Source organism: Streptomyces sp. NPDC001822 (assembly GCF_042892135.1).
GTDB lineage: Bacteria > Actinomycetota > Actinomycetes > Streptomycetales > Streptomycetaceae > Streptomyces.
This window is the reverse complement of sequence record NZ_JBIATW010000005.1, coordinates 332,910-347,168: the sequence shown is the minus strand read 5'-3', so window position 1 is coordinate 347,168 and position 14,259 is coordinate 332,910. Positions and strand designations below refer to the sequence as shown.

The following is a 14,259-nucleotide window of genomic DNA, read 5'->3' as shown; positions in this document are numbered from 1 at the left end:
TCGCGGGCCGTCACTCGACGGGAGGGTGACGGCCCGGGGGCCTGCGGCTACCAGCGGTTGCGGTGGACGACGTCCGCCACCGGGCGGCGGCGAACCGGCCCGAAGTTGCCCAGTGGCCACCCCACCGGGATGGCGGCGAAGGTGTGCGTGTCCGAGGGGATGCCGAGCGCCTTCTTCCACTCCTGTTCCAGCATCAGGTGCCAGATGGTCACGTTGGCCGCGAGTCCCAGCGCCCGCGCCGCGAGCAGGACGTTCTGGACGCCCGGGTAGACGCAGGAGCCCTCCGCGAGCGCCTGGAACCGCTCCTGTGTGGCGGCCATGTGATCCAGGCCCGCGGGGCCGAGGGACTCGGCGTACGCCGCGAGGCCCTCCTCGTCGAACCTCGGCTCGGGGAACTTGTAGCAGGGGATGATCAGGGCGGGGGTCTCGGCGAAGTGGTCGCGCTGGTACTCGATCGCCGCCACCATGCGCCCGTACGCCGCGCCGTCCATGCCCTCCGGCGCGTGCTTGCCGGTCGTCGCGAGATAGGCGTCCACGCACCGCTTCCACAGCGGGGCGAGATCGGCCATCACCGCGCGGTCCGTGACGACGACGTACTCGTACGCCTGTATGTTGCCGCCGCTCGGGGCCCACACGGCGGCCTGTATGAGCCGGTCGAGCGTCTCGTCCGGAACGGGGTCCGGCCGGAGGCGGCGCATGGCGCGCATCGTGGACATCGTCGTGAAGAGGGCGGGTCCGTCGGGGGATGGCGCGTCGGCGTACACCGTTTCGAAGGTCATGATCGCGGAGTGTACGACGCAAGTGCCTTGGCCGGGAGGCCTGTTGGGGTCCGCATTCCCCGAGTTCGCGAGACCGGCGGTCGGGGGCGGGGGCGGGTCAGCGCCGTCGCAGCCGTACCACCGGGATCGGTCCTCTCCGTCACGCCCGTACATCAGCACCGTGCGCCGCAGGGCGCCGCTGCGCCTGCCGACGTAGTCCAGGAGCAGGCAGGGCACGCCGAGCTGGGTGGTGCCCTTCGCCCCGCCCGACGACTCGTACAACTCGGCCTGCTTCGCGACCCAGTTGGCCGGGCTGACCTGTACTTCTCCGTCGTGCCGCCGCTGTGTCATGGCGTCGCCGTCCTCCTGCGCCGTCGTCGTGTCCGTACGTCCGTGCCCATCGTGTCACCCGTCCCCGCCGCGCGCCGGAATCGTACACCTGCTCGTCCCCCCTCCTCACGGGGGAACGGGGGGCGGAAATCCGGCCGCGAAGGCGTATAAAGGGTCCCTCCCGAGCAGCCGGCGTCCCCCGATGGCCATCTCACCCACCACGCGGCCGGCGTCACCGCGTACCGAGAGCGGAGGAGCGTCCCCATGAGCACCTCGGAAGAGATCAGCGCCTTGCTCGTCACCAGGTTCGGAACCGATCCGCTGGACATCCGGCCGGAAGTGCCGCTCCGTCAGCTGCGCCTGGACTCCCTTGCCCTGGAGGAGCTCAGGCTGCTCATCGAGGACCGGATGGACATCGACCTGGAGGACGTCGTCCTCTCCTCGCGCGACACGGTCGGACATCTGGTCGAGGCCGTCACCGGCAAGGCCGGCGCGTGACGGGGCGGGTGCCGTTCGCGCGGCGTCCCGCCCGGCCAGGGATCGAGCCGTTCAGCGCCGCGGTCACCGGCGTCGGCCTGGTCACCGCCGCCGGAGTGGGAGCCGACGCGGCCTGGCGCGGGGTGTGCGACACCGCGCTCGCGCCGTCGGTCCCGCATCTGCCCGAACTCGCCGGACTCCCCTGTGACTTCATGTACACCGTGGCGGACCTCGACACGAAGGCGGTCCTGGGCGTCGCGTCGCAGCGGCTGATGGACAGGTTCTCGCAGCTCGCCGTCATCGCGGCCCGCGAGGCGGTCGCCGACGCGGGCCTCGACCCCACGGCCTGGGACAGCGGCAGGGTCGCCGTCGTCATCGGCTCCGCCCACGGCGGACTGCCGTTCTACGACGAGCAGCACACCCTCCTCACCGAGCGTGGCGCACGGCGGGTCTCGCCGAAGCTCGCGCCGCTCAGTGTCGTCAACGGCGCCGCGAGCAGCGTCGCCATGGACCTCGGCGTGCACGGGCCGAGCCAGGCCGTCTCCACGGCCTGCTCGTCGGGGACGGTGGCCATCGGCACCGCCCACCAGATGCTCCGTACCGGTGCCTGCGACATCGTCGTCGCGGGCGGCGCAGAGTCGGTCCTGTCCCGCCTGCTGATCGCCAGCGCCTGCCAGATGCGTGCCGTCTCCACCCGCCGCGACGACCCGCAGGCCGCCTGCCGCCCCTTCGACACCCACCGCGACGGCTTCGTCGTCGGCGAGGGCGCCGGCCTCCTCGTCATGGAGCACCCCGAGCACGCCCGCGCCCGCGGTGCCACGGTCCGTGCCCGCGTCGCCGGCTACGGGGCTTCCAGCGACGCCCACTCGGCCGTCGCGCCCGATCCGGACGGGCTCGGCATCGAGCGGGCGCTGCGCACCGCACTGGCCGACGCGGACATCGACGCCACGGACGTGGGACACGTCAACGCCCACGGCACCTCGACCGTCGCCAACGACATCATCGAGACGACGATGCTCCGCCGTGTCCTCGGCGAGGGCTCCCTCGTCACGTCCACGAAGGCCATGACCGGGCACACCCTGGGTGCCGCCGGAGGCATCGAGACGGCGCTCACCGTCCTCGCGCTGCAGCATCAGACCGTCCCGCCGACGGCCAACCTCGACGCCCCGGACCCCGAGATCCCCGTCGAGGTGGTCAGCAAGGAGGCCAGGCGCGCCTCGTTCGACTGCGCGGTCAAGACGTCGCTCGGCTTCGGCGGCCACAACGCGGCACTCGTGCTCACCAGGGCCTGACAGGAGACGAGGAGCACCATGCCCGAAGAGATCATCCGGTCACTGACCGCGGACGGAGTGCGCTTCGCCTACCGGGTCATGCCCCGCGATCCGGCGGTGGACGGGGGGCCGGGGACCGAGCCGGTCCTCGTCATCGGAGGCGCGCTGCAGGGCATGTTCGGGTGGCCGCAGATGGATGACCATCTGGGCCCGCTGGCCGACGTGGTGACCGCCGACCTTCCGGGCATGGGCACGGCGGACCCGCTGCCGCCCGGCCCCAGCGCGCCGGTCCTGCGCGCCGCGGTCGGCGCGATCGTCGAGGACCTGGGGGCGTCGCGGATCAACCTCTTCGGCTTCTCCTACGGCGCCGCCATCGCGTTCGGCTACGCACAGCACGCTCCCGGGCGCGTGGCCCGGCTCGTCCTCGGAGGAGTGCCCGTCCACATCGGTGAGGAGCGCCGGAGTTACTGGCACCGCGCCACGGCCGCGCTGGCGGAGGGCGACGCGGAGGGCTTCGCGGCACTCGCGGCCGACGGCCTGATGTGCCTGGACCCGGAGCGTCCCGTGCACCGCAGGGAACTGGCGCGGCGCTACGTCCGCAGGTCGTTCCTGCACGCCCTCGCCCACTCCGGGCACGCCGCCGACTCGCTGCGGCGGGCGCTGGGTGACCGGCCGGACTTCTCCGGCGGGCTCTCCGGCGTGCCGGCCCTGGTCTTCGCGGGGGAGCACGACACGGTCACCTCGCCCGGAATGCAGCGGGAGTTCGCCGCCACGATCGAGGGCAGCCGCTTCCTCACCCTGCCGGAGTCCGACCACTGGGTCGTGCTGGAGCGGTCCGACGAGGTGGCCGCCCTGGTGACCCGCTTCTTCACGGACCAGCCGGTCGAACACGCCGCGGCCCTCCTCCCGCACCAGCACGGGGCGCCCACAGCCGCGGAGCCGTCCCCCGCGTGAACCCCGTCCGGGAGACCGGTCCGGGTGGCGGCCCAGTGGAGCCGCCACCCGGGGTGCGTCAGTGCCCGTGCCCGCGGCCCTTCACGTCGATCCGCACGATCTGCGGGTCGTGGTCGCTCGCCTGGTCGGCGAACTCCGCGTTGATGTGCACCACGTCGTAGTCGAGGCGACGCACCGCGGGGCTGGTCAGGATGTGGTCCAGCGTCTGCGAGTTGCCGTCGTACACGTAGCTGTACTGCTCGCCCACGGGCAGTGTCGTGATCAGCGGCTTGAGCACCTTGCCGCTGGTCAGTGCCTTCATGGTGGGGGAGAACGCGAAGTCGTTCAGGTCGCCCAGGGCGACCACCCGGGCCGACTTGTCCGCCTTCAGCAGTGAGGTGACGAAGGTGTTGACCTCCGTGGCCTGCCGCACGCGCTGGGTCTCGGAGCTGCGTACCGGCTCCTGGTAGCGGCCGTGCAGGGACTGGTCGCCGCCCTTGGACGCGAAGTGGTTCGCGATGACGAAGACCGGCTCACCGCGGAAGCGGAACTCGCCCGCCAGCGGCTTGCGGCTGCTGTCCCAGGCCGTGCTCGTGGGGTTGATCCGGCCGGGGGAGACGGAGAGCGCGGCGCCCTTCCGGGTCCTGACCGCCGTCACCGCGGTGGTGGCGTCACCGCCAGGGCGGTCCACGAAGTCGACCCGCCCGGGGTTGAAGAGGAAGACGTTACGGATGTTGCCACCGGGCTCACCGCCGTCCTTGCCGTCCTGCGGGGCCACATAGCGCCACGAGTACCGGGGGCCGCCCGCCGCCGCGATCGCGTCCGTGAACCGCTTCAGAGTCGCCTCGGAGCCCACGGTGCCGTCGTTCACCGCCCCGTTGTCGTCCTGGATCTCCTCCAGCGACACGATGTCGGGGCCCGCGAGAGAGACGGCCACGCCCCGGGCGAGCGTGTCGAACTTCTCCTGCGCGTCGCCCGCGTCCAGGTTCTCCACGTTGTAGGTGGCGACGGCGAGTTCCCCGCGCTTCTGCTTCCGCGTCACCTCGCGCTTCAGGCCGTTGTCCTTCAGCGCGCCGAGCTCGGTGGCCTGGACGTTGTAACCGCCGAAGGAGGCGTAGTCGACCACGCCCGTGGTGCTGCCGGTCAGCACGTCGCCCACGTCCGCGACCGGGACGGGCCGCGCCGCGTCCAGCGACATCACCTTCATGCGGCCGGTGTTCTGGTCCTCGTACGAGGAATAGAGCGTGCCGCCGCGCCGCGTGGGGTTCTCCCGCGGCTTGACCGTCACCCACACCTCGGCGTACGCGGTCGTCGCCCCGGTCACCCGGGTGTCCGCCATCGTGACCCGGGCGCCCTCGAGCGACTCGTAGAGGTCCAGGGCGTACGCCGACGGGTCGAGGGCCAGCGCCTCGATCGAGCCTCCGCCGGCCGTGGGCACGTAGGCGTCCGGTACCGAGGAGGCGTCGAGCACGACCGCGCCGGGCAGCGTGTTGCCCGAGGAGAGGACGGTGACGAGCGGGGCGGTGATCTGGGTCAGCGACTGCGCGCCGGTGGCCGGGTAGTACTCGGCCACCTTGCCGCTGACCAGGACCGAGTCGCCGACGGCGACCGCGGGTGCGGCGGAGCCGGTGTAGACGAACACGCCCTCGCTCGTGCGCGGGTCGGCATCGGGCGCGGTGTCCTGGATCCAGAAGCCGCGCGACCCGGTGGTCCGTACGCCCGTGACGACGCCGGGGACGCCGGTCACCTGCTGAGCCGCGAGCGGGGAGAGGCGGGTCGTGCCCTGGATGTCGTGCACCCGCACGGTGCCCGGCTCGGTCGGCCCGCCGGGCTCGCCGGGCCCCGTGCCGCCGGAGGTCTCGCCGGCCGCGTTGACCGGCGTCGGGGCGCCCGCGGTCAGGTCGGCGGCGTTGTCGTCCGTGTCCGCCAGGGACGCCCCGCGCGCCACGGAGGCGGTGGCGGAGGCGCCCGCCGCCGGGCCGCTGCCCTCGCGGACGACCGCGGAGCCGTAGCCCACGAGGTCGACGACGCGGGTGTCGGCGGCGCAGTCCGCCGGGGTCTTGCAGGTCAGCGGCGTGGTGCCGGAGACGAGTGCGACGGTGCCGCTCGCCGCCGACATCGCGACGGTGCCGGTCGCGTCGGGGGCCGGCAGGGCCACCGTGCCGCCGGTGCCCGCGGCCTGGGCCACGAGGTAGCGGCCGCCGGGCGCGACGGCGCCGGACAGCGCGGAGACCTGCCACAGCGAGCCGGCGGAAGGGGTCCCCGGCAGGTACTGGACGCTGAAGCCCGACAGGGCGAAGGCGCTCCCGCCGGCGTTGGCCAGCTCGATGTAGTCGCGGGTGAGCGTCGCACCGGAGTTGCCTCCACCGCCGTACACCTCGGAGATGACGGCCGATGACGACGGTGCCGCGAAGGCGGCGGGCAGCGCGGTCACCGACAGGGTCACGGCGACGGCGGTGGCCAGCAGGGCGGAGCCGGGTCTGGCTATGTGCACGGGAACTGCCCCCAAATGTGTAGTGAGGGGCCAAAAACTATGCGCGTAGACCGGTCGTGGCAAGAGACCCGAGGTTAAATCCGGACGTCATCGCCCGGCCTTCGGACGGGAGTTCGGCGTCGGCCGATGCCCACCCCCGTGCCGCGCGAGCGGCCGGGCGCCCTTGACGGCACTGGCATCGCCGCAGGTCCGGGCACTTCCGGTCAGCGGCCCTCCCGGGTGCCTGCCGCCTACGGTCAGCGGCCCTCCGGAGTGCGGGCCGGATAGACGGACAGGGAGAACGAGTGCCCGGCCGGGTCGGTGTAGACGCGGACGTCGCGCGGGCCGCTGTTGCTGTCGCCCGTGTCCACGGGCCGGGCGCCGAGTCCTATCGCCTCGCGCTCGGCCTCGTCCATGTCCCCCGCGTCCACCAGGATGCGCAGATGGGCCTGCAGGGAGTCCTCCGGGCGCGGCCAGCTCGGGGGCGCGTAGCCGTGGTCGCGGCGCACGGCGAGATGGACCCCGCTGTTGCCGACGATCTCGACGAAGTCGGGATCGCTCCCGATGCGGGTCTCGGCTTCCAGCAGAGAGGCGTAGAAGTCCGCCAGCTCCAACGGCTCGGCGCAGTCCAGGACCAGGACACTCGTTTTCCCGACAGTCATGCTCCACGGCTACCCGAGATGAAGCGTCGCACGCCGGGTGGGCGCCACAACATGCTTATGAGTCGGCCGAGTTATGGAAACCGAGGTGGAGGGGTGTCTCGGACGTTCCTGATCGTCTTCGCAACTTCGACCCATCGACTTCACCATATCTTCACTGGCAGCATGAGGAGATGACCCGTATAGCCAAGGGTGCCGACACCCCCGTGCCGACCGCCCTGCTCCGTGTGGCGGTCTGCCGCCGCGACGTCTCCGGCGGCCCCGCGGTGGACGCCTCCGTCCTGCTGCTCGACGCGAACGGAAAGGTCCGGGGCGACCGCGACCTGGTCTTCTACAACCAGTCGGTCCATCCGTCGGGCACCGTCCGGCACATGGGCACGGTGGAGGGCGACGGACGGATCGCCGAGTGGCTGGAGATCGATCTCCCGCGGATCGAGCCCGCGGTGCGGCGTCTGGTGGTGGCGGGTTCCTGCGAGGGCGGCGTCTTCGGGCAGGTGGCGGAACTCTCCCTGCGGAGCCTGGCCCCGGACGGGTCGACAGTGGCGTCCTGCTCCGTCACGGACGCCACCACGGAGACGGCGTTCGTCCTGGGGGAGTTCTACCGGCGCGACGGCGGATGGACGTTCCGCGCCGTGGGCCAGGGATACGGGTCCGGGCTCGCCGGCCTCGCCACGGACTTCGGCATCGCCGTGGAGGAGAGCACCCCCGCGGGGCCGCCGCTTCCCGAAGCCCCGGCCCCGCGGGCCCCGGCCCGGCCCGCGGCCCCGCAGCCGCTCCCGCCGCAGGCCACCGTCCCGTACGCCTTCGGGCCCGAGGCCGCCCCCGTGCCGTTCACCGACCCGGCGGCCGCACGGGCGGCGGGCGTTCACACCGGCCGTGGCCGGGCCCGCGTCACGCTCGCCAATCCCGCCCCCGGCCGGCCCGCCCTCCTCGACTACGCCATCGAGAGCGCCGGATCGGTGTTCGGCCACACGGTCCGGATCATCGACGAGTACGGCGACGGCGAGCAGCTCCTGCGCGGCAGCCAGGACGGCGCACGGGGCCGGACCCTGCTCTTCCGCAACGGCGAGAGCGAGGTGGTCCTCGGGATCGAGGACGCCGTCGACTGGCGGCTGAGCCTGCTCCCCGTCGAGACGGCCCCCGTGCTCACCGGCCCCGTGCGGGGCACCGGCAGCGAGGTGTTCCGCTATGCGGGACCGCCCGCGCTGCTCGCGCTGCGAAGGCTCACCGGCGACGAGGACCAGCTGGCCACCCGCACCGTGCAGGCGCACGGCCGGACGGTCGTGTCCGCGGACACCGGTGGCCGCCGCCGCCCGGCCGTCGGCCCCCTGTGGGTGTCGGGCGCGGGGCACTGCTACGTCCTGGTCAACGCCGTGGACCACACCGGCTGGCACATCGAGCCGACGGCCCTTCAGGAGGCCGCGGTCTTCGGCCGCTCGGTGTCCGGCCACGGGTACGGCGTCGTCCACCACTCCGGGCCGGAGACCGACGTCATGCTCACGCACGAACCCGGCGGAGGGCTCGACGTGCTCGTCGTCTGGGCGCTCGACGACCGGCTCGAACCGGTGCGCAGGGTGAGCATCGGGGGCGGCCTCCGGCGGATGCCCCCCGGTTTCCTCCAGATCAGGACCCTGGGCCGCTGGACGTTCGGGACACGCGGCTGACAGAAGCACGCCGGACCGTCCCACGGCGCGCCCGGGACCGCGATCGGCGTACCGCGGCCTAGGGTGCGGACCATGTCAGCGAGCGCGGGGGACCGGGACACAGCCACTTCCGGGCCCGGCCCTTCCGACCCACGCCGTTGGCGCGCCCTCGCGGTCTGCCTGGTGGCGGGCTTCATGACGCTTCTGGACGTGTCCATCGTCAACGTGGCGCTGCCGTCCATCAAGGAGGGGCTCGACACCCCGGAGTCCGACCTCCAGTGGGTGCTGTCCGGCTACGCCCTCGCCTTCGGGCTGGTCCTCATCCCCGGTGGACGACTCGGCGACGCCCGGGGCCGCCGCGCCGTGTTCATGGCGGGGCTGACCCTGTTCACCCTGGCGTCGGCCGCCTGCGGCGCCGCCCAGTCCAGCCTGTGGCTCGTCGTGGCACGGCTGCTCCAGGGAGCGGCGGGCGGACTCCTCTCGCCGCAGATCTCCGCACTGATCCAGCAGATGTTCTCCGGACGCGAGCGCGGCCGCGCCTTCGGGATGTTCGGGACCGTCGTCGGCATCTCCACCGCCGTCGGCCCCCTCCTCGGCGGCCTCCTGATCCAGATGGCGGGGGCCCAGGAGGGCTGGCGGTGGGTGTTCTACGTCAACCTGCCGATCGGCGCCGTCTGCCTTCTGCTGGCGCGGCGACTGCTCCCCGACACGCCGTCGGCCACCCGGGTGCGGCCCCGCGACCTGGACCCCGTCGGCGTACTGCTGCTCGGCAGCGGGGTCCTCGTCCTGCTGCTGCCCTTCGTCCAGGCCCAGCAGTGGCCGGGCGACGACAAGTGGCTCCTCGTGCCGGCCGCCCTCGTCCTGCTCACCGCGTTCGTCGCCTGGGAGTCCCGCTGCACCGGACGGGGGGTCCAGCCGGTCCTGGACCTGGCGTTGTTCCGGCTGCGGTCCTTCTGGCTCGGCTGTCTGATGATCCTCCTCTACTTCGCGGGATTCACCTCGATCTTCTTCATCAGCACGCTCTACCTGCAGTCCGGGCTGCGCTACAGCGCACTGGAGGCCGGCCTCGCGATCACCCCGTTCGCCCTCGGCGCCGGCGGCTCCGCGAGCATCGGCGGCCGGCTGGTGGGCCGCTTCGGCCGGCCCCTCATCGTCGTGGGGCTCACGATGGTCGCGGCCGGGCTCGGCCTCACGGCGCTGGCCGCGCACCTCGTCCCGGGCCGGGGCGCCGGGCTCGCGATGGCCGCGCCGCTGCTGCTGGCGGGCCTGGGCAGCGGACTCGTCATCGCGCCCAACCAGACCCTCACCCTCTCCCGGGTTCCGGTGCACAACGCCGGAAGCGCGGGCGGCACCCTCCAGACCAGCCAGCGTGTCGGATCGGCCATCGGCATCGCCGCCGTCGGTTCGGTCTTCTTCGCCCGGCTGGGTCCGGACGACTGGGCGTCGGCCTACGACCACGGGCTCCTCGTCTCGGTCGCCTTCGTCCTCGCGGCCCTGATCATCGCGCTGGCGGACGTGGGGGCGGGCAGACGGGAGAAGAAACGCGCGGCGGAGTCCGAAGCCACCGACCAGTCGAGGAGCAGATCATGAACGACACGAGTGCCGGGGAGAAGGACGGGAACAGCTCCTACGGCCGCAAACCCTTCAAGCGGTCCCGCAGCTACTTCGCCGACCGGATCACCGCCGACGGCCGGGACGGCTGGCCCGTCGAGGCGGGCCGCTACCGGCTCGTCGTCAGCCGGGCCTGCCCCTGGGCCAGCCGCGCGCTGGTGTCCCGGCGCCTGCTGGGTCTGGAGGGCGTCCTCTCACTGGCCGTCGCGGACCCGATCCAGGACGACCGCAGCTGGCGCTTCACCCTCGACGAGGGCGGCCGGGACCCCGTGCTCGGATACCGCTACCTGAGCGAGGCCTACGACGCCCGCGAACAGGGCTACCCCGGCGGGGTCAGCGTGCCCGCGATCGTCGACGTGCCGACGAAGTCCCTGGTCACCAACGACTTCCAGCAGATCACGCTGGACCTGGCCACCGAATGGACCGGCCTGCACAGGCCCGGCGCACCCGACCTCTACCCCGAGCCGCTGCGCGACGAGATCGACACGGTGATGGAGGGCATCTACCGGGACGTCAACAACGGTGTCTACCGCACGGGGTTCGCCGACGGACAGGACACCTACGAAGCCGCGTTCACCAGCCTGTTCCGACGCCTGGACCTGGTCTCGGAGCGACTCGCTGACCGGCGTTACCTCGTCGGCGACACGATCACCGAGGCGGACATCCGGCTGTTCACCACGCTGGTGCGCTTCGACCCCGTCTACCACGGCCACTTCAAGTGCAACCGCGCGAAGCTGTCCGAGGACCCCGTCCTGTGGGCGTACGTCCGCGATCTCTACCAGACCCCCGGTTTCGGCGACACCGTCGACTTCGACCACATCAAGCGTCACTACTACGAGGTGCACACCGGTATCAACCCGACCGGCATCGTGCCTCTGGGGCCGGACCTGTCCGGCTGGCTGACACCGCACCACCGGGAACAGCTGGGCGGCCGGCCGTTCGGCGACGGGACCCCGCCCGGGCCCGTGCCGGCCGGCGAGGAGGTTCCCGCCGCCGGGCGGCCCTGACCGCGTCACTTCACCCGGGGCGGGGGCTGCGGAGTCCCCGTCGCCAGCGGGCAGCGCGCCAGGACCACACAGCCGACAGCGATCAGGGACAGCCCGGCCAGCTCGGGCACCAGCCACCACCCTGTCCGGATCGTCTCCCCGAACAGGGTCAGGCCGTACGCCACGCTGATCAGCGCGTCCCCGAGCGTCAGCATCGGCTGCACCGCCACGAGCGTGCCGGCCTGGAGGGCGTTCTGCAGGAGGAACAGGGCGCCCACCCCCGCCACCGCCGTGGCGTAGAGCTGCCACGCGGTGAGCAGACCGGGTGCGCCGTCGGCGTCGAGCCTGCTCATGGCGTCCTTCATCAGCGCCGCGGTCAGGGCGTAGCCGCACGCGGCGGACAGCCCCAGGAGCGCGCCCCTGGTGTTGCCCGACGTCTTGAGCGCGGTGGCGATCAGGACGGCCTCGAAGATCAGGGTCGCCGCCAGGGCGGGGACCCAGGCCGATCCCTGCACGTCGTCGCTGCCGCCGACGGGCGAGGCGGAGATCATGCCGACGGCGAGCCCGACCGTCACGGCGGCCACGCCCGCCCAGACGGCACCCGAGAGCCGGCTCCGCAGGACGAAGCCGGCGATGAGCAGGGTCGCGGGCAGCTCGATCACGAAGATGGGCTGGACGACGGCGATGGGACCCGTGGCCAGTGCCACGGCCTGGCAGACGGCCGCGACGACCACGAGGGCGATCCCGGCGAGCCACACCTTCTGGCGCAGCAGGTGCCGGAAGAGTGACAGGTGCATCGCCTCGCTGTCGGGCACGTCGAGGGCGGCACGGCGTTGGAGGACCGAGGCGGAGCCGTTGCTGAGCGCGGTCAGGACGGCGAACAGGACACTGATCACCGCCCCATCATGCGGGCCCGGACCCCCAGGTCCGCGGCGCCGCGGACCGCGCGAGTGTCGCCGGATCCGGACCGCCGCACCCCCGGCCCGCGTAACCTGCGGTCCATGGCCGCCCACAACGCCCCCGTGCTCTCCGACCGTGCGCTCAACAGGGCCACGCTGGAACGCCAGTTGCTGCTGAGGCGCTCTGCCGTGTCCGCGAAGGAGGCCGTCGGGACCCTCGTGGGCCTGCAGGCGCAGAACACCCGGCCGCCGTACTTCCAGCTGTCCGCACGCCTGGAGGGCTTCGGCCCGGCGGAGCTGTCGGGGCTGATGGAGTCCCGCGAGGTGGTCAGGATCGTCACCCTGCGCTCCACCATCCACACCCACACCGCCGAGGACGCGCTCACGCTGAGGCCCCTCGTCCAGCCCGCGCGCGACCGGGAGCTCAACATGTTCCGGCGCGGCCTCACCGGGGTGGACCTGGACCGGCTGGCCGTGCTCGCCGGAGAGCTGGTCGAGGAACGGCCGCGCACCATGAAGGAACTGCGCGAGGACCTGCTCAAGCACTGGCCGGACGCCGACCCCAGAGCCCTGGCGGTGGCCGCGCGCTGCCGCCTCCCGCTCGTCCAGGTCACCCCCCGCGGGCTGTGGGGGCGCAGCGGCCAGGTCGCCCTGACGACCGTCGAACACTGGCTCGGCAGGCCGTCGGAGCAGGCGGCGTCGCCGGACACCACGGTCCTGCGCTACCTCGGCGCCTTCGGACCGGCGTCGGTGAAGGACATGCAGACCTGGGCGGGCCTCACCCGGATGCGCGAGGTCTTCGAACGGCTGCGCCCCCGGCTCGTCACCTTCCGCGACGAGCGCGGAACCGAGCTCTTCGACCTCCCCGACGCCCCGCGCCCGGACCCCGCCACCCCGGCGCCGCCCCGCTTCCTGCCAGAGTTCGACAACGTGCTGCTCGGCCACGCCGACCGGACCCGGATCATCCCGCCCGAGTTCAAGGGGCGCAACGGCGTGGGCAACCAGTCCTACGGGACCGTCCTGGCCGACGGCTTCCTGGCCGCCCTCTGGCGCCTGGACGAGACGGCGGACGACGCGGTCGTCACCGTGCAGGCACTGGGCACCCTCACCCCGTCCGTACGCGAGGAGATCACGCAGGAGGCCGTCCGGATGCTGACGGTGATGTCCACGCCGACGGCGTACGAAGTCCGCTTCACCACCTTCGTCGACTTCGGCAGCTGACTCCGGCGCGACCGGTACGCCGCCGGGGAGGGGCCGGGCCGGCGCTCAGGGCAGCAGACCCGCGCGGCGTGCGGCCACCACCGCCTCCAGCCGGGTGTGCGCCCCCAGCTTCCGCATCGCCGAGCGCAAGTAGCTCTTCACCGTCTCCGGGCGCAGGCCGAGCCGTTCGGCGGCCGCGGCGTTCGTCGTGCCCGAGGCGACGCACGCGATCACGTCGACCTCGCGCGGTGCCAGCCGCACCCGCCGCACCGCCGGGTCCGTGCCCGCCCCGGTCCCGCCCGCGGAGGCCAGCCGGCCGCACACGGCGAGCAGTTCGTCGCGCAGCACCGGGTCCAGGATCCTCGGGGCCAGAGCACGCAGGTCGCGGTGCGCCTCGCGCACGTCCTCCCAGGTCCCGGGACGCTCGTCGGGGTCGGCGATCCGCTGCCGGGTGGAGGCGAGGAGCCGCTGCACCTCGTCGCGGACGGCCAGGGCCTGCTCCACGTCCCGGGCGGCCGACACCGCGACGTCGAACGTGCGGTCCCCCAGGGCGAGGGGCTCACGCAGCGCCCCGTACAGCACGCCCCGCACCGTGCGGCCCACGACGACGGGCACCGCGACGACCGAACGCAGCCCCTCCGCGGCGACCGCCGTGTCGTACTCGTGGCTGATGTGGCGGGACGACCGGTAGTCGGTGACGGCGCACGCCCTGGACAGGGCCATCGCCTTGCCCCCGAGCCCGCTGCCCGTCGAGATGACGAGCCCGCGCAACGCGGGGGTCTGCGCCCCGCTCAGCTCGGCGATCCGCGTGTGGCGGGCGTCGGACAGCAGACCGCCGAACACCACCGGCAGACCGCTGGTGCGACGCAGCCTCAGCAGGGCCGCCCGCAGCTCGGTCGCCTCGCCCGTGTCCGGCACGCCGATGTCCCCGCCCTTCCGGCCGTACCCCCCGTTCGGGGGTGGTGAGATCAGGGTCACTGTTTACATGATGCTAAAGGACGCGTCCGCAACGAGGAGGG

At 72.9% G+C, this 14,259-nt stretch carries 12 protein-coding genes and 1 pseudogene; 7 read left to right on the top strand and 6 right to left on the bottom strand.

The features are described 5' to 3' along the window. Window positions 1–47: 47 nt before the first annotated feature. Together ACFYY2_RS14855 and ACFYY2_RS14850 are read right to left on the bottom strand one after the other, a co-directional pair. Window positions 48–779, bottom strand: a complete 732-nt coding sequence (locus tag ACFYY2_RS14855; protein WP_388742427.1) for a nitroreductase family protein — start codon at window positions 777–779, stop codon at window positions 48–50. A gap of 87 nt (window positions 780–866) precedes the next feature. Further along, window positions 867–1,109 (bottom strand): annotated as a pseudogene (locus ACFYY2_RS14850) (nitroreductase/quinone reductase family protein); the annotation flags it as partial. A gap of 243 nt (window positions 1,110–1,352) precedes the next feature. On the opposite strand from ACFYY2_RS14850, the gene ACFYY2_RS14845 reads away from it, so the two are divergent. From ACFYY2_RS14845 to ACFYY2_RS14835, 3 genes are read left to right on the top strand one after another with little or no spacing between them, the layout of a single operon-like run. Then, entirely contained in the window at window positions 1,353–1,586 is a 234-nt protein-coding gene (locus ACFYY2_RS14845) for an acyl carrier protein (protein WP_388742080.1), read from the top strand. Beyond that, window positions 1,583–2,857, top strand: coding sequence for a beta-ketoacyl-[acyl-carrier-protein] synthase family protein (locus ACFYY2_RS14840; protein WP_388742078.1), 1,275 nt, complete (start codon window positions 1,583–1,585; stop codon window positions 2,855–2,857). Before ACFYY2_RS14845 ends, ACFYY2_RS14840 begins: the two co-directional genes overlap by 4 nt. Window positions 2,858–2,875: 18 nt before the next feature. Further along, complete coding sequence (locus ACFYY2_RS14835; RefSeq protein ID WP_388742075.1) at window positions 2,876–3,790, top strand: alpha/beta fold hydrolase; 915 nt, start codon at window positions 2,876–2,878, stop codon at window positions 3,788–3,790. 58 nt (window positions 3,791–3,848) lie between these two features. Here ACFYY2_RS14835 and ACFYY2_RS14830 read toward each other — a convergent pair whose 3' ends face one another. Both ACFYY2_RS14830 and ACFYY2_RS14825 read right to left on the bottom strand, forming a co-directional pair. Further along, window positions 3,849–6,263 (bottom strand): endonuclease/exonuclease/phosphatase family protein, encoded by a 2,415-nt coding sequence (locus ACFYY2_RS14830; protein WP_388742072.1) that lies wholly within the window; start codon window positions 6,261–6,263, stop codon window positions 3,849–3,851. Window positions 6,264–6,499: 236 nt separating this feature from the next. Beyond that, window positions 6,500–6,904 carry a VOC family protein gene (locus tag ACFYY2_RS14825; protein ID WP_388742070.1) on the bottom strand — a complete coding sequence of 135 codons (405 nt, stop codon included), beginning with the start codon at window positions 6,902–6,904 and terminating at the stop codon, window positions 6,500–6,502. Between the two features lie 170 nt (window positions 6,905–7,074). Between ACFYY2_RS14825 and ACFYY2_RS14820 the strand changes: the two genes are divergently transcribed. The 3 genes from ACFYY2_RS14820 to ACFYY2_RS14810 all read left to right on the top strand — a co-directional run bounded on the left by ACFYY2_RS14820 (window position 7,075) and on the right by ACFYY2_RS14810 (window position 11,162). Beyond that, the gene (locus ACFYY2_RS14820) at window positions 7,075–8,565 is read left to right on the top strand and encodes a TerD family protein (RefSeq protein ID WP_388742067.1); all 1,491 of its coding nucleotides are present in this window, start codon (window positions 7,075–7,077) and stop codon (window positions 8,563–8,565) included. Between the two features lie 72 nt (window positions 8,566–8,637). Beyond that, complete coding sequence (locus tag ACFYY2_RS14815; RefSeq protein ID WP_388742064.1) at window positions 8,638–10,134, top strand: MFS transporter; 1,497 nt, start codon at window positions 8,638–8,640, stop codon at window positions 10,132–10,134. Next, complete coding sequence (locus ACFYY2_RS14810; RefSeq protein ID WP_388742061.1) at window positions 10,131–11,162, top strand: glutathione S-transferase family protein; 1,032 nt, start codon at window positions 10,131–10,133, stop codon at window positions 11,160–11,162. Before ACFYY2_RS14815 ends, ACFYY2_RS14810 begins: the two co-directional genes overlap by 4 nt. Window positions 11,163–11,167: 5 nt before the next feature. On the opposite strand, the gene ACFYY2_RS14805 is transcribed toward ACFYY2_RS14810, so the two are convergent. Then, window positions 11,168–12,037 carry a DMT family transporter gene (locus ACFYY2_RS14805; RefSeq protein ID WP_388742059.1) on the bottom strand — a complete coding sequence of 290 codons (870 nt, stop codon included), beginning with the start codon at window positions 12,035–12,037 and terminating at the stop codon, window positions 11,168–11,170. Between the two features lie 105 nt (window positions 12,038–12,142). On the opposite strand from ACFYY2_RS14805, the gene ACFYY2_RS14800 reads away from it, so the two are divergent. Next, window positions 12,143–13,261: a winged helix DNA-binding domain-containing protein gene (locus tag ACFYY2_RS14800; protein ID WP_388742057.1), complete on the top strand. Its 1,119-nt coding sequence runs from the start codon at window positions 12,143–12,145 to the stop codon at window positions 13,259–13,261. Between the two features lie 45 nt (window positions 13,262–13,306). Here the strand turns inward: ACFYY2_RS14800 and ACFYY2_RS14795 are convergent, their stop codons facing one another. Beyond that, window positions 13,307–14,158, bottom strand: coding sequence for a response regulator transcription factor (locus tag ACFYY2_RS14795; RefSeq protein WP_388742424.1), 852 nt, complete (start codon window positions 14,156–14,158; stop codon window positions 13,307–13,309). Window positions 14,159–14,259 lie beyond the last annotated feature (101 nt).